The sequence below is a fragment of the Paenibacillus sp. CF384 genome, assembly GCF_900106745.1.
Classification (GTDB): Bacteria; Bacillota; Bacilli; order Paenibacillales; family Paenibacillaceae; genus Paenibacillus_Z.
The window spans coordinates 263,467-282,001 of sequence record NZ_FNNV01000005.1 but is presented as its reverse complement, the minus strand read 5'-3'; the positions used below and the strand labels follow the sequence as shown (position 1 = coordinate 282,001).

The following is an 18,535-nucleotide window of genomic DNA, read 5'->3' as shown; positions in this document are numbered from 1 at the left end:
AAGCGTGCTGGTTATGAGTCGAGAAACCGCATATATCCGAATGCTGGACGCCTCCGCTAAGCTGCAATGGAATGTGGCGATGATTCTGGAGGCAAAGGCCGTGGAAGCGGAGAAAGTACGTGCTTGGCTGTGCAATCATATTACGCCGGATTCATTCACGGAGCAGCAAGATCAATGGAAGTCCTCGATGATGGTACATGATCAGCTTGTCGAAGTAATTGACGGACTTGCGAAGCTCAATCATGGGATGACCAATGTACTGAAGGCGGCACTGCGCCAGGTGGATGATATGGGGATGGGGGCGGGACCGATGAACGGCATCGAAAATATGCTGAACGGACCGTTTGATATGGGTGATAGGCACTAATGAATTGGAGCTTGAAGGAGCGGGAGGTACGAATCGAGCTGCTAGCGTCGCTCTCCCGCAGCCAGCAGGCCGTCGCTCGAATTCTGAACAGCGTCGCAGCTGAAGCCGAGCGGGCATCCGGTCTGGCAGAAGCCATACAGCGCAACATGAAGCGGCTCGAGGCGATGCAGCTGACGCTTACCGCAATGGTAAGCGCCATGGAGAGCAGTCAGAGCCAAAGACGAAGCAGGGACAGTCGCTCTGCCAAGCCATGGCTGAATGCTGCCGTGCAGGTTGGTTCGCATCCAATACGGGAAGGTAAAGGAGGAACCGGAAAGTGATTGCAGCGGGAATAAGCGGGAAGACAGTCAGCAAGTCACCAATCACACCACGGGTCACACCGAACAAGACTTCAAGCAGGGCAGCGGCAGGCAGCCAGAAGAAGGCGACCTCGACAACGCAGCGTAAACGCACGAAGTCAGGCACCGGCAAATCTTCCGTGCGCAAGCAGAAGCGCGGAAGGAAGCGGGGGGGAAGCAGTCCAGGTTATAATCGGGCTTTCGATAATGCCTATAATCAAGGCTATAATCTTGGCTTTGCCAAAGGTTTCGAGGATGGCCATCAGCTCGCCTACGAACAGCAAACCTAGTATCGATCAAGCAGCTTGGAGGGAGTTCGGGCCATCATAGGAACGGGCTTGTACTCCCCTACGAATTGCTTAGCTCAAGGACCGGAGTTAGCAGCAGCCCCGCTTCCTCAGCCGATATAGGATAACCGATGAGATAGCCTTGAGCAGCGTCGCAGCGCTGTTCCATTAAGCGTGCAAGCTGAGTCTCGTTCTCAACCCCTTCAGCGAGGACTTGAAGCTTGAGACTATGAGCCATCCCGATGATTGCCGTGACGATGGCCAGATCATCTTGATTGTGATCGATATTGCGAATGAAGCATTTGTCCATCTTAAGGGTGTCCACCGGAAAAAGGCGCAGATAGCTAAGAGACGAGTATCCGGTTCCGAAGTCATCAATCGAAATCGCAACGCCGAGTGCCTTCATTTCATGCAGCTTCTCGATAAGCGGGGCTTCGAAATTCGATGAAGCAACGCTCTCTGTAATTTCAAGTTCAATGAGACGTGGTTCAACCTCAGTGGAGAGCAGGATCGTCTTCAGCATATCAATCAGGTTGTCCTGTTTGAATTGGCGAACCGATAAGTTCACGGATACCGGCAAGGGAGACAAGCCCGCTTGTGTCCAAGTATTGATTTGATTACATACCTGCCGTATGACCCACTCCCCAATCGGAACAATAAGCCCTGTTTCTTCCGCAAGCGGAATAAATTCAGCCGGAGAAACGGCACCGAACTTGGGATGCGTCCAACGAAGGAGAGCCTCGAAGCCGATCAGACGGCCAGCTTGCAAATTCTTCTTGCCCTGATAGAGCAAATGCAGCTCCCCCTGCTGCAGCGCTTTGCGCAAGTCCTGCTCCAGCATCATTTTCCGCAAATTAACCTCGTTCATCTCCTTACTATAGAAGGCGTAGTTGTTTCTTCCCCGTCTCTTAGCCGCATACATAGCCGCATCTGCGTGAATCAGAAGCGTATCGGCATCCTGCCCGTCTTTGGGATACATAGCGATTCCGATGCTTGTCGTAACGATGATTTCTTGACCTCTGAGAATAAAAGGTTCAGAGAGCCGCTCCAGCAGAGGGCCAACCAGCGTCCCCACCGTGTCAGCATCGCTATTCGGCACCAGGATGACAAACTCGTCGCCGGCAAGTCTGGCTGCAAATGCAGCCGGCTGCAGCGATGCCTGAAGCCGTTTCGCGAAGCTCTTGAGCAGACGGTCCCCTTGAGGATGGCCAAATGTGTCGTTGATGGACTTGAACCTATCCATATCAAGGAATAGGAGAGCGAAGCTGCATGGTTTGTGTACCGCATACCGGAGCTCTGCATCGAGCTTCGTTATGAATTGATAACGGTTCGGAAGATCAGTGAGTTGATCGTGATAGGCCATGAAGTTTATGGTTTCACGAGCCATCTTCGTTTCCGTAATATTACGGAAGTTGGATAGGATCGCGGGCTGATTGTGAAATAGAATCGAGATGGAATTGGTTTCAACGTCGATCACTTCACCGTTTAGCTTGTAAATGCGGAGTTCCGCGTGATCAACGGCTGTGCGGCCTTTTATGAGGTCGGTTGATTTGGTTCGCATCATCTCGTGATACTCTGGCAATGCGATGTCAAACACATTGACGCCGATTAACTCATCCAAATGCTGTGCGCCTAGCATCGTTAGCCCTGATCGATTCATATGAACGATCTTATAGTCGATCTGTACAATATTAGCTTCCGGAGACAGTTCGAAAATTTGACGGTACCGATTCTCGTTATCCAGCGCTTTCTTCTCGCTGTGCTGCGCACGCGCGATGATTCGTCGTCCAATGATGCAAACGCTGATACAGGTGATACAGCACATGGTGTACAAGGTGAATTGTACAATTCGGTAGAGCAGATCCGTTGCGAGTAGGTAGGGGTTGAACAATTGATGGGTGATGAGTACAAGGATGCCATATCCACCTGCCATCAGCGTCACGAATCGGTCCAGATAGATGAGGGAGAGAAGCGCAAAGAGGAAGACGATGGTGCCGGAGTTTGATGTTGGGATAAACCACATGACGATGAAGCAAAGCAGGAACGAATAGGCTGAAATAATGACTTTCCCTCTGAGTGTTTGATAGGTTTGGCGGTAAATGAAGTAGAGCACAATGCCAAGTGGGATAACGGAAGCGACGAATCGGATAAAGACTTGAAAGGTAATTAGCTCAAGTGAGAATACAATTACATATATAGGAAGAGAAGTTATGATAAGGAATATTAATGTATATGTCAGAAGCTTAGAACTGAACTGTTCGTAAGGGGCTGCCAAGCCGTACACATCCTTTCTATGTCAAAATAGGTATACAAAAAACCTTGGGCCTCGAAGCAAGATGGCGGCAACAGACCGATACGCATCTTCCAGCTTGGAGAACCAAGGTCAGCAGATTAACTTCGGCAGTCTGGCTGTCGTATCTTTCTCGATTTAGGAGAATAGACTTAGACCCAATGACTTTGCGTCCCCTGCTTTCGTAGGGTTTGCCTGTGATAAACGATTCAGTTATGACGAATTATGTAGGAATTTAGTGCTATTTCTATTTTCCATAATATCTCAATGGCGCGAATGAGTCTCTGGAACCTATTTAAAAGGATAGAGTTGGTAGTTATTGATGATATTGATGTCCGAGTTGTGTTATTTAAGGACTAAAGATTCATATTAGTAGGCCTATATACATACGTTCCGTCGGATTCAGACTCTGGATTGACACAGATGATACACCTATCATATAGTCAAGCTAATCTAGTAGAGATGAAGGTGAATAGGCTGACTACATTCCCGTATCACCGAATTAAGGAAGATATTCGAAAGCGCATACATGGAGGAGAGTGGAGGGATGCTTCGCGCCTGCCTTCCAGCCGGAATTTGGCGGAGTCCTATCAATCCAGCGTAAATACAATAGAGAAGGCGATTAAGGAATTATGCGGGGAAGGGCTTCTCACGCGAGACAACCGCCGAGGGACCTATTTGGCAGATGGCGGGCTCTTGTCTCTGCCGATCAGCCGAATAAGGGGCGAGAATGGGAAGGGGAGCGGACTCATTGCTGCGTCGGTTATCGGTATCGATAATCCGCTCTGGGGGGCGGCTCTGCGCGGGATCGAGGATGTGCTGCAGCCGAAGGGGTATCAGCTGATGAGCAGCAGCGATAACCGCAGTCTAGATAAGCTGGAGTCGTTCGTCGCGAGCGCGATTGCGAGGCAAGTGGAGGGAATTATACTGAGTCCGATTCACGGCGGTCTGGACGAGCCTCGCAGTCGGCAGATCTACGAGAAGTTAGCGGGCTGCGGAATTCCGGTTATTTTTCTGGATAGACGTGTATGGGATACCGATATTCCTTTTGTAACGAGCGATAACGCTTCAGGGGCGTATTCGCTTACGAAATTGCTGCTTGCCAAGGGACATCGGCGAATTGCATTCGTACGCAATTCGGATCTCAGCACGTTCTATGAACGGCTGCTTGGCATGAGACAGGCTTTTATAGAAGCAGGCGTTTCTTACGAAGCCGAATACGACTTATGTATCCCGACCCGGTTCGAGAATTTCGAGAGCGAGTTCGAAGACTTTGTTGCTCGGCTTGCGCATGCACTGGATACGAAGCGGTATACGGCTGTTTTTGCAGCGAATGATCAAATTGCCGAGGCTGCGCTCGCTGCACTAGAGCGGCTTGGCAAGCGCGTTCCGGACGAGATGTCCTTGGTTACATATGATGCGCAGGGGTTGAACGGGAAACTCCGACTGGATCTTACAGGCGCGAACCAGCCTTTCTATGATATGGGACGAAGTGCAGCCATTGAGATTGTGCACGCGGCAGAAGGCAAGCAGCCGATCGCGGTTGCCGGACATATTTGCAAAGCGGACATTCATTACGGCAGCTCGGTTTGGGAAGCAAAGATTGAATAACAAGGGTGGTACTTGCTTATGAGCCTCATTCGTCTGTTTCAAGAGAAGAAATATTTGCTGCGCATCTTCTTGTGGATCACCAGCATTATTCTGCTAATCGTCGTTTCGTTCTCCACGCTTGTGTATGTGAATGTAGAGAAGAAGGTGTTCAAGAGCGAATACGAGAACAGCCAGAAGGTACTCTCGCAGATGAAATACAACATCGATTATCTCGATACGATGATTCGCAATATTACCCTCTCCACCTATGGCAGCAATGACGTGAAGGCGCTTATGTATCTGAACGATGAGGAAACGTACGAGCATTTGAATGTCATTAATAAACTAAACGCGACGATTGTGGCGAACAACCCGTTCATTCAATCCATCTACATCTATAACAATCATAAGAAATTGTATTACTCGACATACGGTGATTTGTATCATAAGGACGCAGAGCTCGATAAAGTGCTGCACAGCTATACGAACATTCCGGTGCTCCGTGCAATTGTGCGGCGCAGCGCGGAAGCCGCTGATCAAGGCGCAGCCGGAGCTGGTGCGAATACGGTATTAAGCTATGTGATGTATGAGACGACGGATCGCGATAATCGTATGGATGGCGCCATCATTCTGAACATTAAGCTGGACTGGCTCGTCGATAACATCCGTGCGATTAACCGAATCGAGGCCGGCGGGCGAAGCGAGCTCTACATCTTGGACAGCGGCAATGGGCTGATTGAGACCGATCCGGGTAATCCGGTACAAACTTCAGCATTCGCGAATACGATTAAGCAGGCTTATGAGGACCAGGCGAGCAGCGCTGAAGGCTTAGCTGCGCAGCCGTCAGGTTTCTTCAATAAGAGCATCGGAGGCGAGAAATATATCATCTCGTATATCCGTCTGGAGAAGACCGGCTGGACGCTGCTTGATGCAAAGCCGTACAAAGAGGCATATGCGAACCTGAAGCAGCTGCTGGATACGATTCTGCTCATTTCGTTGGCGATTTTTGCCGGTGCGCTGCTGCTGACCTTGTCGGTTTCAAGAGGGATCTACAAGCCGGTTAGAAGGCTGATGGAACAGACCTCACGCGGCGGCTCCGTGGCTCCGGGGGCTAAGGATGAATTCTCCTATTTGACCGAGGTGTATCGAAAATCAAGAGAGCAGCTGTACGAGTATCATCTGGAGAAAAACAATAATACCGGCATTATGAAATTGTATTTTCTCAGACGTTTGCTAGTCGACAGCTTCAGTATGAGCGGCACGTCATTCGGGGAGGCGCTCCATTCGCTCCATCCTGCGTTGTCGCAGGAGAAACCGTTTCTGCTTTGCGTGCTGCGCATCGACAACTATAAGCTGTTCATGACGAAGAGCTTGGTTGAGCGAGAGCTTCTGCGCTTCGCCATCGCCAACATCACGACAGAGGTGGTTAGCCGATCATTCGCTCAGCAAACCGTGGATATGAAGGATGATTCGTTCACGATTCTTCTCAATATTGATGCTGCGCCGCAGGCAGAGATGGTTATGGAGCTGCTGACGGAAGCGCAGCACTACATTAGGGATCATTACAAAATCTCCTTCTCCGCTGCCATCAGCGAGCCGATTGAACACTATCAAGCGATTGCGGCGGCGTACAGTCACACCTTCACGAACAGCTCCTATCGTTATGTGCGCGGCCATATGGCGATGATTACTCAAGCAGAGATCGATGGGCAGACGAGCAGTATGGATATGGAGCAGGCGATGGAGCTTACAAGCAAGTTCATCGAGATTCTCAAGAAGGGCGATCCCGTGCGAACGGAAGAGAAATTCCGCGAGCTGTTCCGTTATATACGCAAGCTGGAGTACAGCGATATTATGCTTGTCAGCATGCAGGTTGTGCATCATGTGAAGAAAGCGGTGTACGAAATGAACCGTACCCTCAAGGAGCCGATTCATATCCATGCGAAGCTGATGAACCGGGAGCTATACGAGGAGGAGACGGCGGAGCAGTTCGAGGAGCAGCTGCTTGAAGCGGTTCAGACGATGACGAGTGAGCGGAAATCGGCTGCCGAGGAAGGCAATCAGGTGGCTGCAGACACGATCAAGGCTTTCATCGATTCGAATTACTTTGACTCCTCCCTCTCGGCGACCGATATTTCGGGCATGATGCGGCTCTCCGCCTATAAGCTGAGCAAGATATCGAAGGAGCATTTTGGCATGTCGATACCGGAGTACATTAATCAAGTCCGGTTGACGAAAGCGGTAGAGTGGTTGGAGAACTCGAAGCTGAGCATTCAAGAGATTATGCGCCGAGTGGGCATCGAGAATGAAAGCTACTTCTATAAATTGTTCAAAGCGAAGTATGGCATGACGCCGCGGGAGTATATTGCCGGGCGGGGGAAAGGGTAGGCGTGAGTCGGAACACTTGCGTCACAAATATAGAAAGGCCGCCGATTTCAGTATTCGGTGGCTTTTTTTTGTTCCCGCGCAAGAAAGTCTCAAGGGGCTGCTGGCTGAGTTCCTCGGGAGTGCGTGCGGCAAATTCTAACGAACCGTACAGGTCTTATTTGGCCTGAAATCACTTTGGGATAATTCTAACGAATCGTGGAGGTCTTATTTGAAGGTTTTTACGTATTTGGGAGGCATTTTCACCCCAAATAAGACCGCTACGGTTCGTTAGATTGTCGGAGGCGTGGAATTCGTCCCAATAAGGCCTCCACGGTTCGTTAGCGTTTGGTGACCGTAGCAGTGAGTCGCCAAATTGAACGCTCGGCGTCCAGACTAACCTCCATTCATTCGAACCAGTAGCAGAGAGTCGCCAAATCGACCTCTCAGCGTCCAAAAACTAACTGAAAGTCATCATATGAACCTCTCAGCATCAATTCGGCGAGGTTTCGGAGTTGAGAGTTCAGTTTCTGTACGCGCAGCATCCAGCGCAGGGGTATTTAAGTTAGTTTGCTCGCTGAGAGTCGTCAGAATGAACGCTCAGCATCCATCAAGGGGGATGAGTTAATGTGCCCCACCATTTTGATCAAACACTGGTTTCTCTACAATCTGAAGGCCGCCGATCCCAGTATCGGCGGCCTTTTTTGGATTTTGTACAGTGGATTTTCGGCTGATTTGACTATCGTACAGTGCTTTTTTGGCGCTGCAAAAATGAGCAGTTTCGCCATTGCACCCATACGCCGTATGCTCAGAATCGTAAACAACGAAATGGCAAAACGGCACAAAGGAGGAGCACATGAGCAGAGGAATCACATCGGTATTCAAGAAGGAATGGAAGCATTTCACGAAAGGCAGAAGCTTATTCATGATCAGCCTGCCTGCGATCATCGTCGTCTTTATTTTCTATTACCTGCCGCTCTTTGGCATCGTGATCGCATTTAAAGACATCAATTATGCGGATGGCATTTGGGGCAGCGCCTGGTCGGGCTTGAACAACTTTAAGTTCTTCTTCAACTCCCAGGATGCGATGCGGATTACACGTAACACGCTCCTGTTGAACGGAGTATTCATCGTCGTCGGGACGATCTGCTCCGTTATTGTTGGACTGCTGATGGCAGAAATGGGCAGAAAGCTCGTGAAAATTTTTCAAACGATCCTGTTCTTCCCTTACTTTCTCTCGTGGGTCGTCGTCGGGTTCGTCACCTACATTCTGCTTAATCCAACTTACGGCGTCATAAATAAAATCGTCGAACAATTCCATGGCACGGCCGTGGATTGGTACGGCAATCCATCCTATTGGCCGCTCATTCTGACGCTGACCTACTTATGGAAGAACGTCGGTTACACCGCGATTATTTTCTTCACCGGCTTGCTCGCGATAGATTCGAGCTATTATGAAGCGGCTTCGATCGATGGAGCTTCCCGCTTGCAGCAGATTCGCAACATCTCGATTCCACTAATTACACCGCTCATCACGATGCTGACCATGTTGAATATCGGACGTATTTTCTACTCCGACTTCGGCTTGTTCTACTTCATACCGAGGGACGCAGGGATGCTCTACTCAACGACAGACGTCATGGACACGTACGTGTACCGATCGCTGCGCGTCGTCGGGGATCTCGGAATGGCCTCTGCAGCAAGCTTGTATCAGGCGGTTGTCGGACTCATCTTAGTGCTGACAACGAATCTGCTCGTTCGAAAATACAGCAAGGACAACGCGTTGTTCTAATGGAGGTGAGCGCAAATGCACGCAGCTAAAGCGGGCAGACTGGGCGGCAACAACCTAGGGATCGTACTGGTTCTGACCCTGCTGTCGATTCTGATTATTTTTCCATTGCTGTACGTGGTGTCGGTCTCGCTCTCCTATGACGCCGATATTGCCAGGTACGGTTACCAGCTCATTCCGAAGAGGTTTACGTTTACCGCCTACTCTTATTTGCTTCAGAATCCGAAGCTTCTGCTGCAATCGTATTTCGTTACGATTGTCGTCACGGTGGTCGGAACCGTAATCGCGCTGCTCCTTACGGCTTCGATTGCGTACGTCATGACGCGCAAGGATTACAGGTACAGCAAAGCAACCACATTCTTCGTCTTCTTCACGCTTCTCTTTAATGCGGGACTGGTGCCTTCGTACATGATCATGACGAATGTGCTGCATCTGCAGGACACGATCTGGGCGTTGATTCTTCCCTATGGCGTCAGTGCTTGGTTCGCGATGCTGATGAAGGGATTTATGCAAGGGCTGCCGTTCGAAATTATTGAATCTGCAAAAATCGATGGCGCAACGGAGCCCGGCATTTTCGTGCGAATCATACTTCCGTTATCGAAGCCGGCTCTCGCGACAATTGGGTTGTTCTACGCGCTGGCATTCTGGAATGATTGGTGGCTGGCTATGCTCTACATTCAGAACGAGAAGCTCATACCGCTGCAGTTCTTCCTCAACCGCATCATGACCAACATCGAATTTCTGACGAAGAATGTGCAAGCCGGCATCAGCGTTGATCTGAGCGCGATTCCGACGGAATCTTCCCGCATGGCAATTGCGATTCTGGCTGCAGGCCCGATGCTGTTCGCTTTCCCATTCTTCCAGAAATATTTGGTTAAGGGATTAACGGTCGGTGCGGTTAAGGGATAAAGCCGGTGAATGATTGAGGCTTGGCTGGGCTTGGTTTGTCTCGGCGCAGTTTGAAAAGTTGTACTGGATTATCGGTCCGTTCTCGGATGATAATAAATAGTAATCACAGGAGGGTTATTTCAATGAGAAGAAGAGGGTTCAAGTTTGTTACGGCAACACTGACAGCGGTTCTTTCCGTTAGCATGCTGCTTAGCGGCTGCGGCAACAGTAACACAGAGAATACTGCCAATACGTCCGCGAATACAGGCAATACCAAGGCAGACAATACGGCTGCAAGCACGACTGCAACGGATGCATCCAAGCTCGACCCCTACGAAATTACATGGTATTTGCCTCAAAGCGTGTTCCCGGATGCGAAGCTTGTGCAGGATGAGATGAGCAAGATCACGCAGGAGAAAATCAATGCGACGCTGAACATTCAGCTAGTCGATTGGGGCACCTACGATCAGAAGATGCAAGCGATTGCCGCCTCCGGCGAGAAAGCGGATCTGATTTTTACCTCCAACTGGACCAACGATTATTTGCAAAATGTGAATAAAGGCGCGTTCCTCGACATTACGGATCTGCTTCCGCAGTACGGACCGGATATTCTGAAGCAGGTGCCTGAGGCAGCATGGGATGCGGCTAAAGTGAAAGGCAAGCTTTATGCCATCATAAATACACAAGTACTGGCAAGAACACCGGGCATCCTGATTAACAAGACGTTCCTAGATAAGTATGGCTTCACAGCCGATCAATTCAAGACGCTCCAGGATTTGACGCCGTTCTTCGAGAAGGTCAAAGCAGGCGAGCCGGATAAATTCCCGTTCAGCTTGAAAGGCGACACCGATGTTATGGGCAACTACGGCAGCGCGCTCGGCATCGAATATTTCTCGCAGAAAAATCCGGGCGTGGTTTACATTAACGATGACAGCACGAAGGTTGTTAATTTGTACGAAACACCTGAATTTACAAGCTTCTTGAAGCTCATGCATGAATGGTTCCAGAAGGGTATCATCCGTAAGGATGCATCGACGCTGAAAGATACGAACTCCGACGAATTGGCAGGCAAATACGTGACCTCCACCTTTACCGTTATCAACCCCGATACAGCGGCTAACCAAGCGGCCAAATTCGGCGGCGGAGATGCGGCGAACGTGGCAGCTGTCGAGTTCTCCAAGCCTTACATGAGCACGGGCTCCATTATTGCAACGATGACGGCGATCTCCCGTACGTCCAAGGATCCGGCGAGAGCGATGATGTTCTACAACCTGCTCTACTCCGATCCGCAGCTGTTCAATCTGATGAGCTTCGGTATCGAAGGCAAACATTACACGAAGGCTGGAGACGACCTGATTCAGAAGATCGACAACACCGGCTACTGGATGGATTCCGGCTGGGAGTATGGCAATATGTTCAACTCCTACCGCACAAGCCCGACACAGCCGAAGTGGTTCCCAGCAGGTCCAGATAAGAATGCAGCTGCGATTCCTTCCAAGCTGCTGGGTTTCTCCTTTGATCCGAGCAACGTGAAGAGTGAACTTGCGCAAACTGCTTCTGTTGTGGATGAGTTCTATGCGGGACTGGTAACGGGTATAGCTGATCCGGATACGACGCTTACGAAGATGAACGAGAAGCTGAAGAAGGCGGGGCTCGATAAGATTTTGGCGGAAATGCAAGCACAGATCGATGCCTGGAAAGCATCGAAATAATAGATGGGCCGGCGGTTCTTTCCTGAGCAGGGGGGAATCGGCGGCCTTTTCATTTTCGCCGAATTGAAGTGAGGCTTGTCGGCAATAAGTGGTCGACAGTGTATGTATCTGATGGGAAATTTACACATAACAGCGTCGAATCGAGAAGGTAATTGCTGAATTCTGTCGAAAATGTATCATGCTATTGAAGTGCCTTCTAGGGATGACTACGATTAATAAGGAGGAAACACCATGATTACAGCTATCTTTGATCCTGCTATTAAACTGATGAATCGCTTGAAATACGCACAGAAATTTATCATTATCGGCGTCGTTCTCATCATCCCTATCGCGTTATTAATGTACTTCTATATTTCGGAGAAGAAGGTCGGCATTGCATTCGGTAAGAAGGAATTAATCGGAAACCAGTACAATGCAGGCATGAAGAACATGCTTCGGATTGCGCTGGACTTGCGTGAGCAGACGACTTCGCTGCAATTGGGTGAAATCGGCAGTGAGGCAGCGATTACGGAGAGTCAGAAATTGATGACGATGGCGATGAAGCAGCAGCAAACGCTTGAAGACAAATATGGGTCGAAGCTTGGGACCGAAGCGGGTTGGAAGAAGCTGCTGATTGACTGGCAGGATTTCAAGAGCACCTTGCCCAAAGCAGGTGTCGTGGATGACAAGTATAACAAATATGATGTGTTGGTACAGGATCATTTGGATCTAATTACGCTTGTGGGGGATCACTCGAATTTGGTCTTGGATCCGGATCTGGATTCTTACTATATTATGGATATAAGCTTAGTGAAACTTCCGTATATGATCGATTTGCTCAGCTCTTCCGCTGTCATAGCGAACCGAGCGATTTATGATGGAGTAATGACACAGTCGACCAAGCGCCTATTGGATCGCAATTTGACGCAGATTCGGAGCAATCTGTCGGAGATTGAGAAAAATTTGCAGACGGTTTACGCCTACAATCCCGGCTTGAGAGAGGACATTGGACCCGTTGCAACGGAATCGGTAGCTTCTTTCCTTACCTTTCTGGAGCGGATGAATGAACGGTTTATCGAGGCGGATCGAGTACCGGTAGGTGCAGGCAGTAAAGATGATCTGAGCGATGAAGTGATATCGGCAGCATTCTCTCTATACGAGACATCTTCGGAAGTTCTCGATGACTTGCTCCATAAGCGGGTAGACGGATTTACCTCCGAACGGTTGCAGAGCACGCTCTTTGTCTCGCTGCTCTTGCTGCTTGCGACTTATCTGACCATCGGTTTCTGTATTTCCACGCGCAGCTTTGAACAGGCAAGATCGACACAATCGATTAATGAGATGCTGCAAGAGCTAACGGTCGCAATCGATACCGTTGCCATCAGTGAGGAAGGTGCGGCTAATCTGTGCGGCGATACGCGAAATGTAGCGGAGGAGAGCGAGCGAATCGTGCAGCGCTCGATCCCAAGTATGGATGTACTCAGCGACAAAATGAACACCTTGCAGGAAGCATCGTCGAAGATCGGAGAAATCATCGGCATAATCGATGAGATTGCGCAGCAAACCAACTTGCTCGCCTTGAATGCTGCCATCGAAGCGGCTAGAGCTACAACTGGAGAGAACGGCAAAGGGTTCTCCGTTGTAGCGGAGGAAGTACGTAAGCTAGCCGAGCGCAGCAGCGCGGCGGAGAAGCAGATTACCGGCATGATCGGGGAGATGCAGACCATCACCTCGGAGAGCACGCAAGCAGCGCTCGATTCCATTAAGTTCGCTAAACAAACCGGGAGAGGTTACGCGGCGGCAGGATACCGATATCGCCGCTGCCAGCGAGGAACAGCAGCGGTAAACAAGGGGAGTACTTGAGGCCACCGAGCACATCGCGGCAGTCAGCGACTAGAAAACCACACCGAAATGAGGCGGAGAGTTCCGGAATTGAACTCTCGCGCGGACCACCCCCGTTCCCCCTGCGTCGGATGCTGAGAGAGCGGAATTGGAACTCTCAGCGTCGAAACCACACCGAAGAGGAGAGTTCCGGAATTGAACTCTCGCGCGGACCAACTACCCCCGTTCCCCTGCGTCGGATGCTGAGAGAGCGGAAGTGGAACTCTCATCGTCGAAACCACACCGGAATGAAGAGGAGAGTTCCAGAATTGAACTCTCGCGCGGACCAACTAACCCTGTTCCTGCTGCGTCGGATGCTGAGAGAGCGGGGTTTCGGCGCAGGAGCGACATCGTAAGCGGCATATCCTCTTATGTGCAAGAAATCGACCACGTTTTGGAGCAATAAGCGGTATATCCGCTAACAGCTCCCCGAAAAGGCGAGATGACCAGGGGTTTCGGCGCAGCTGCATCACCCTGCATCCGCGGAAACATCAACATGAAGAGGCTGACCTTTAATCATCATCGATGATTAAGAGTCAGCCTCTTCATGTTGATTATCTATTGCCGACCCGTAGCATAGGTCCGGCAGCTTTTACAGGAGATGAAGGCTGAGTTGAACAGAGGTCGCCTCAAACCAATCATCTACTGGAAGCTGCGCTTCGTGCCGTTGGTAAGTACGGGCAGGCTTTTGATATCGCTGGTCATGCTGGAGTGGCAGATGGGGCAGTTGGGGAATTCGCCGAATGAGAAGTCATTTCGCATCCAGCAGCTGCAACCCTCGTTACTGCATGTCCAAATGGATGTTTCTTCTTCCGGAATCGGTTCAATCACTTTCTTTGAGAAATGAATAATCAAGCCCTCCTTCGTGTTCATGCCGTAACCTCTTTTAATATGTGACTGCATTGCCAGAAATATACTACTTTTTTCAAGACAATCTGCCTTAGGGGTCAAACGCCAATTTTGCAAGCCAAGCGGACAAGTGACCAAGAGCCTTGCCTGTCATTCGCATATATATGGAGACAGAATACTCGAAAATCAGGGGTGGAGCGCGTGCAGGCGAAGCGAAAAATGAACGCCAAAGCAGCAAGAAAAGGATTCGCCGCAGGATACAGCAACGGCCAGCGGGATGGCGCTTGCGACTTTATCTACAAGCGACTGCATCCGGCCGCAGCATTCCCGAAACGGAATGTCTGTGTGCTGTATATTCCGCAGGGCTTCGAAGCCATCGACCAAGGCATCATTGAAGCGCTTCGCCAAACCGTACGCGAGGTGCATGTGGCAGATGCCAAGTTCATGGCGGAGCAAGCTTCGTTCATCCGGCCGGATTGGATGCTGGTGCTCAACGGACTGCATGTATTCCCGGACAATCATTTGGAACAGGTCGATGCGGTGCGGGCAATGGGCATTCGTACGGCCATTTGGTTCGCGGATGATCCCTATGTAACCGCAGATACGGTACAAATCGCGCCTCATTACGATGTTGTCCTTACCCATGAGCTGAGCACAGTAGAGCTCTACAGAGGACTTGGCTGCGCGGAAGTTGTCTATATGCCGCTGGCGGTGGATCCCCATTGGTTTAAGCCAATGAAAGTGGAGGCGGTGCATCGCAGCGATATTTGTTTTATCGGGCAAGCATTCTGGAATCGCGTGGAGCTCTTCGATGCCATAGCTCCCTACTTGAAGAACCGCAAAGTGTTTATAGCAGGCGGCTTGTGGGATCGACTGCGCAACTATAAGCAGCTGCAGAAGTTCATCAGAATGGGCTGGCTGCCGGTCGATGAATCGATCCGTTACTACAACGGCGCCAAGATTGTCATTAATATGCACCGGACAACGGAGCGGGGTAAGGACAATAAAAACGAGCTGAACCTACCCGGGAAATCCATTAACCCGCGCACTTACGAGATAGCGGCATGCGGGACGCTGCAGCTGACCGATGTGCGTGAAGATTTGCAGAACTACTATGTGCCTGGCGTAGAACTCGACACTTTTCATTCCCCGGATGAGCTCATTATGAAGCTGGATTACTACTTAAATCATGAGGAGCAGCGCAGACAAGTTGCCTTACGGGGACTGCATCGAACATTGAAGGACCATACCTTCGTTCAGCGTTTGCAGCAGGTTGCTGAGGTGTTGAAGTGGTAATCCGGCGCAGCAAAAGAAAGTTTAGGCAGGGAGGAGTGGATGAGATGGCAACCAAAACACGAAGACGCCGAATACGCAAAGGTAAAGTAGCCCGGGGACTTCGGGGGGAAGCGCGAGGCAGAGTAGACGGGTTCCGGTTTGGCTGGCAGCACGGCCATTGGTTCGGTCAATGCGAGTCCGTTTTGCAAAGTACGGCACCAACCCAGATTTTCCCGGTGAGACAGGCGCATGTGCTGTTTGTCGCGACAGGGAAAGGCTTTCCGTATTCACCGCTCGATGAGGCCATCGCGAACGCACTTCGTGCACAGGTAACGCAGCTGACCATTACGGACACCTTGCAGCCTGTAGCGGATATCGCGATGCGGATCAGACCGGATATTGTAATTGTCCTCGATGGTTTGCAATTCAATGTCGCGCAAGCCGATGCCATGCGGGCAGCCGGCATTCGTACCGCCATCTGGTTCACGGATGATCCGTATTACACGGACATCACCTCAGGCATAGCGCCTCATTATGACGAAGTGTTCACGCTGGAGCTGGTTTGCGTGGACTATTACCGCCGCCTGGGCTGTCCGAATGTATATTATTTGCCCCTCGGAGCAGATCCGGCATCCTTCAGGCCGCGCAATCCGCTGAGATCGCAGCGTCATGACATCTGCTTCATCGGCTCGGCTTACTGGCGGCGCGTCGAGTTTTTTAACGAAGTGACGAAATTTCTCGCAACGAAGGATACGCATATTTCCGGCATCTGGTGGGAGCGGCTGAAAGATTTTCAACTGATGAAGAGCAAGATTGAGCTTGGTCGCTGGATGGGTCCCGATGAAACGGCGAATATGTACAACGGCGCCAAAATCGTCATTAACATGCACCGTGCCCATGATGATGAAACGTTCAACAACAACAGTGCAGGCATCGGCGCGATCTCGCCGAACCCGCGAACCTTTGAGATTTCGGCTTGCGCAGCGCTGCAGCTGACTGATATTCGCAGTGATCTCGTGTCGTTTTACACGCCGGATGTGGACATTGTCACCTACTCTTCGCCGCAAGAGATGATCGATAAAATTCAGTATTACCTGGCGCACGAGGAAGAGCGCAAAGCAATCGCCATGCGCGGGATGTACCGGACGATGCGAGAGCATACGTATGGCAAACGGATTGAACTGATGCTTGCGATATTGTTTCCCGGTTAAGAGGGGGACACCTATCATTCACAGTGAGCAGCGGAGATTGAGTCGGCGGTATTTTGTGCGTTTGGAAAGGTTCAAATGTCGTGCCGTTTAAGTAGCCGTCACAATATATTGTACAACTAGGGTTTTGAAAGCTGCGATGAAAAGGCGGAGGGGAGTCAACCAATTGAAGCTTAGCAAACCAAAAATGCTAGTATTCTCGCATATTTGCAGCCCGCAATATGTGACAGGCGCCGAGAAACTGCTGCTGTTTATGGTCAGGGAGCTGCTGCCTTCCTTCGCCTGCACGCTTGTCGTTCCCAATGAGGGCATTATTGCCGCAAATGCACGCAAGCTGGGAATTACGGTCATCGTGCATCAAATTCCACTCGTCGTGCCTCTGTATCTAGGACTCTCTCATATGACGGATGAGATAGGCACTCACCAACGTGATCCCTTATGGCTGCAGTTGATTCGGCTCATTCATTACGAACGGCCGAGTATCATCATAGCCAATACATGCGTTCATCCAATGCCTGCAATTGCCGGCAAGCTGCTTGGTATTCCTGTCGTCTGGACGGTTATGGAAGCCATCCGGGAAACCCCTCATACCGCGCTCGCAGCTTCCGTTATCGAGCAATATTCGGACTACATCGTCGGCATCTCAGAGACGACACTGGCACCGCTTCGCACGCCGGGGATGATTCCCAAATCGACGTTGATTCCGCCGTCTTGGCATCAGAGCGAGCTGAATCCGCATGGTTGGCAGCAGCACCGCATCAATCGGCGCAAGCAGCTGGCGATTGCTGATGAACAACGAGTGGTCGGGTACATTTCATCGTCGATCTTTGAGCTAAAAGGACTTGAGCATTTCATGCAAATGGCCGTAAACACGGCAGAGCAGCATCCCCAAGCGATGTATCTCATCGTGGGCAACCCGGTGGATCAGGGCTATTTTGACAAATGCATAGGCATCGCCAGAGACCGCGGACTGATGGAGCGATTTCGCTGGATTCGGTTCGAAGAGCAGGTGGAGACGGTTTATCCGGCCATGGATGTACTCGTTGTACCCAGTTTAACGGTGGAAGGCTTCGGCATGACGGCGCTTGAGGGCATGGTGTTCGGAAAGCCGGTCGTCGTGTACGGCTCCGGCGGACTCTCTGAAATAGGCCGAGCTACCGGAAACGAAGCCTACGTTGTACCCGTGGGGGATACGGGAGGACTAACGCACTGCGTGTCATCGCTGCTGGCTGATGAGGCTGCAATGCAAGCGATTGGCGCGCGCAATGTGCAAGCGGCTCATGAAGTGTACGGGGTTAATGCCTATCGGGACCGGCTGCTCAGGTTCATTGCTACGCTGGCTCTCCGTGGATATGCACCGCCAACGGTGCTCAAAGGCAGCGGCACACCTATAATCTACAAGTTTGACAATGGCGTTCTCCGTCCTTTTCGATCGGCACGCTCCTTCTACAGAGCAGGATATCGCATGGATGAGATTCGCGAGGTTCCGGATGTTTACATTGCCGCATGGCCGAAAGGCGAGCCGATTGGCACGGCGTACAGAAGTAGAAGAAAGGGTGGCAAACGGCTTACAGGCCGAGCAGGGAAGAACCGGCGCCGTCATGGCGTTCGGAAGCAAGGCAGCTTGAAGCGCCGAAGGCAACCGGGGCGCCAGAGGAACCGGGCAAGGGGCGCTAAGAAGAAGCGATAGCAGCTCGCCCGTCAGTTGAACGACGAAG

At 50.8% G+C, this 18,535-nt stretch carries 14 protein-coding genes and 1 riboswitch; of the genes, 12 read left to right on the top strand and 2 right to left on the bottom strand.

Annotation, left to right across the window (positions count from 1 at the left end; genetic code table 11):
• Nucleotides 1–13 precede the first annotated feature (13 nt).
• From BLW29_RS11695 to BLW29_RS11685, 3 genes are read left to right on the top strand one after another with little or no spacing between them, the layout of a single operon-like run.
• Nucleotides 14–367, top strand: a complete 354-nt coding sequence (locus BLW29_RS11695; protein ID WP_090979677.1) for an alpha-helical endospore appendage domain-containing protein — start codon at nt 14–16, stop codon at nt 365–367.
• Nucleotides 367–687 carry a hypothetical protein gene (locus BLW29_RS11690; RefSeq protein ID WP_090979585.1) on the top strand — a complete coding sequence of 107 codons (321 nt, stop codon included), beginning with the start codon at nt 367–369 and terminating at the stop codon, nt 685–687. Before BLW29_RS11695 ends, BLW29_RS11690 begins: the two co-directional genes overlap by 1 nt.
• On the top strand, nt 684–995 hold the full coding sequence (locus BLW29_RS11685) for a hypothetical protein (RefSeq protein ID WP_090979584.1): 312 nt from the start codon (nt 684–686) through the stop codon (nt 993–995). Before BLW29_RS11690 ends, BLW29_RS11685 begins: the two co-directional genes overlap by 4 nt.
• 58 nt (nt 996–1,053) lie before the next feature.
• Here the strand turns inward: BLW29_RS11685 and BLW29_RS11680 are convergent, their stop codons facing one another.
• On the bottom strand, nt 1,054–3,267 hold the full coding sequence (locus BLW29_RS11680; protein ID WP_090979582.1) for a putative bifunctional diguanylate cyclase/phosphodiesterase: 2,214 nt from the start codon (nt 3,265–3,267) through the stop codon (nt 1,054–1,056).
• Nucleotides 3,268–3,388: 121 nt separating this feature from the next.
• Nucleotides 3,389–3,488: riboswitch (cyclic di-GMP riboswitch) on the bottom strand.
• Nucleotides 3,489–3,705: 217 nt separating this feature from the next.
• On the opposite strand from BLW29_RS11680, the gene BLW29_RS11675 reads away from it, so the two are divergent.
• The 6 genes from BLW29_RS11675 to BLW29_RS31155 all read left to right on the top strand — a co-directional run bounded on the left by BLW29_RS11675 (nt 3,706) and on the right by BLW29_RS31155 (nt 13,467).
• Nucleotides 3,706–4,893, top strand: coding sequence for a GntR family transcriptional regulator (locus BLW29_RS11675; protein WP_256208537.1), 1,188 nt, complete (start codon nt 3,706–3,708; stop codon nt 4,891–4,893).
• Nucleotides 4,894–4,911: 18 nt separating this feature from the next.
• The gene (locus BLW29_RS11670; RefSeq protein ID WP_090979578.1) at nt 4,912–7,260 is read left to right on the top strand and encodes a helix-turn-helix domain-containing protein; all 2,349 of its coding nucleotides are present in this window, start codon (nt 4,912–4,914) and stop codon (nt 7,258–7,260) included.
• An 832-nt stretch (nt 7,261–8,092) separates the two neighbouring features.
• Nucleotides 8,093–9,028 carry an ABC transporter permease gene (locus BLW29_RS11665; RefSeq protein ID WP_090979576.1) on the top strand — a complete coding sequence of 312 codons (936 nt, stop codon included), beginning with the start codon at nt 8,093–8,095 and terminating at the stop codon, nt 9,026–9,028.
• A 15-nt stretch (nt 9,029–9,043) separates the two neighbouring features.
• Nucleotides 9,044–9,934, top strand: coding sequence for a carbohydrate ABC transporter permease (locus BLW29_RS11660; protein ID WP_090979574.1), 891 nt, complete (start codon nt 9,044–9,046; stop codon nt 9,932–9,934).
• Between the two features lie 122 nt (nt 9,935–10,056).
• Entirely contained in the window at nt 10,057–11,625 is a 1,569-nt protein-coding gene (locus BLW29_RS11655) for a DUF3502 domain-containing protein (RefSeq protein ID WP_090979572.1), read from the top strand.
• A gap of 231 nt (nt 11,626–11,856) precedes the next feature.
• Nucleotides 11,857–13,467, top strand: coding sequence for a methyl-accepting chemotaxis protein (locus tag BLW29_RS31155; protein ID WP_090979570.1), 1,611 nt, complete (start codon nt 11,857–11,859; stop codon nt 13,465–13,467).
• A 660-nt stretch (nt 13,468–14,127) separates the two neighbouring features.
• Here BLW29_RS31155 and BLW29_RS11645 read toward each other — a convergent pair.
• Nucleotides 14,128–14,358 carry a cold-shock protein gene (locus tag BLW29_RS11645; protein WP_371264708.1) on the bottom strand — a complete coding sequence of 77 codons (231 nt, stop codon included), beginning with the start codon at nt 14,356–14,358 and terminating at the stop codon, nt 14,128–14,130.
• Between the two features lie 177 nt (nt 14,359–14,535).
• Between BLW29_RS11645 and BLW29_RS11640 the strand changes: the two genes are divergently transcribed.
• The 3 genes from BLW29_RS11640 to BLW29_RS11630 all read left to right on the top strand — a co-directional run bounded on the left by BLW29_RS11640 (nt 14,536) and on the right by BLW29_RS11630 (nt 18,507).
• Nucleotides 14,536–15,630: a CgeB family protein gene (locus BLW29_RS11640; protein ID WP_256208536.1), complete on the top strand. Its 1,095-nt coding sequence runs from the start codon at nt 14,536–14,538 to the stop codon at nt 15,628–15,630.
• Between the two features lie 44 nt (nt 15,631–15,674).
• A complete protein-coding gene (locus BLW29_RS11635) occupies nt 15,675–16,820 on the top strand; it encodes a CgeB family protein (RefSeq protein WP_090979569.1) in 1,146 nt (381 codons plus the stop codon).
• A gap of 163 nt (nt 16,821–16,983) precedes the next feature.
• Nucleotides 16,984–18,507, top strand: coding sequence for a glycosyltransferase family 4 protein (locus tag BLW29_RS11630; RefSeq protein WP_177186594.1), 1,524 nt, complete (start codon nt 16,984–16,986; stop codon nt 18,505–18,507).
• Nucleotides 18,508–18,535 lie beyond the last annotated feature (28 nt).

Excerpts from the sequence above, each read along its gene's own strand:
- BLW29_RS11655 (WP_090979572.1), top strand. The coding sequence starts at position 10,057 with ATGAGAAGAAGAGGGTTCAAGTTTGTTACGGCAACACTGACAGCGGTT.
- BLW29_RS11665 (WP_090979576.1), top strand. The coding sequence starts at position 8,093 with ATGAGCAGAGGAATCACATCGGTATTCAAGAAGGAATGGAAGCATTTC.
- BLW29_RS11690 (WP_090979585.1), top strand. The coding sequence starts at position 367 with ATGAATTGGAGCTTGAAGGAGCGGGAGGTACGAATCGAGCTGCTAGCG.
- BLW29_RS11670 (WP_090979578.1), top strand. The coding sequence starts at position 4,912 with ATGAGCCTCATTCGTCTGTTTCAAGAGAAGAAATATTTGCTGCGCATC.
- BLW29_RS11645 (WP_371264708.1), bottom strand. The coding sequence starts at position 14,358 with ATGAACACGAAGGAGGGCTTGATTATTCATTTCTCAAAGAAAGTGATT.
- BLW29_RS31155 (WP_090979570.1), top strand. The coding sequence starts at position 11,857 with ATGATTACAGCTATCTTTGATCCTGCTATTAAACTGATGAATCGCTTG.
- BLW29_RS11660 (WP_090979574.1), top strand. The coding sequence starts at position 9,044 with ATGCACGCAGCTAAAGCGGGCAGACTGGGCGGCAACAACCTAGGGATC.
- BLW29_RS11675 (WP_256208537.1), top strand. The coding sequence starts at position 3,706 with ATGATACACCTATCATATAGTCAAGCTAATCTAGTAGAGATGAAGGTG.
- BLW29_RS11695 (WP_090979677.1), top strand. The coding sequence starts at position 14 with ATGAGTCGAGAAACCGCATATATCCGAATGCTGGACGCCTCCGCTAAG.
- BLW29_RS11635 (WP_090979569.1), top strand. The coding sequence starts at position 15,675 with ATGGCAACCAAAACACGAAGACGCCGAATACGCAAAGGTAAAGTAGCC.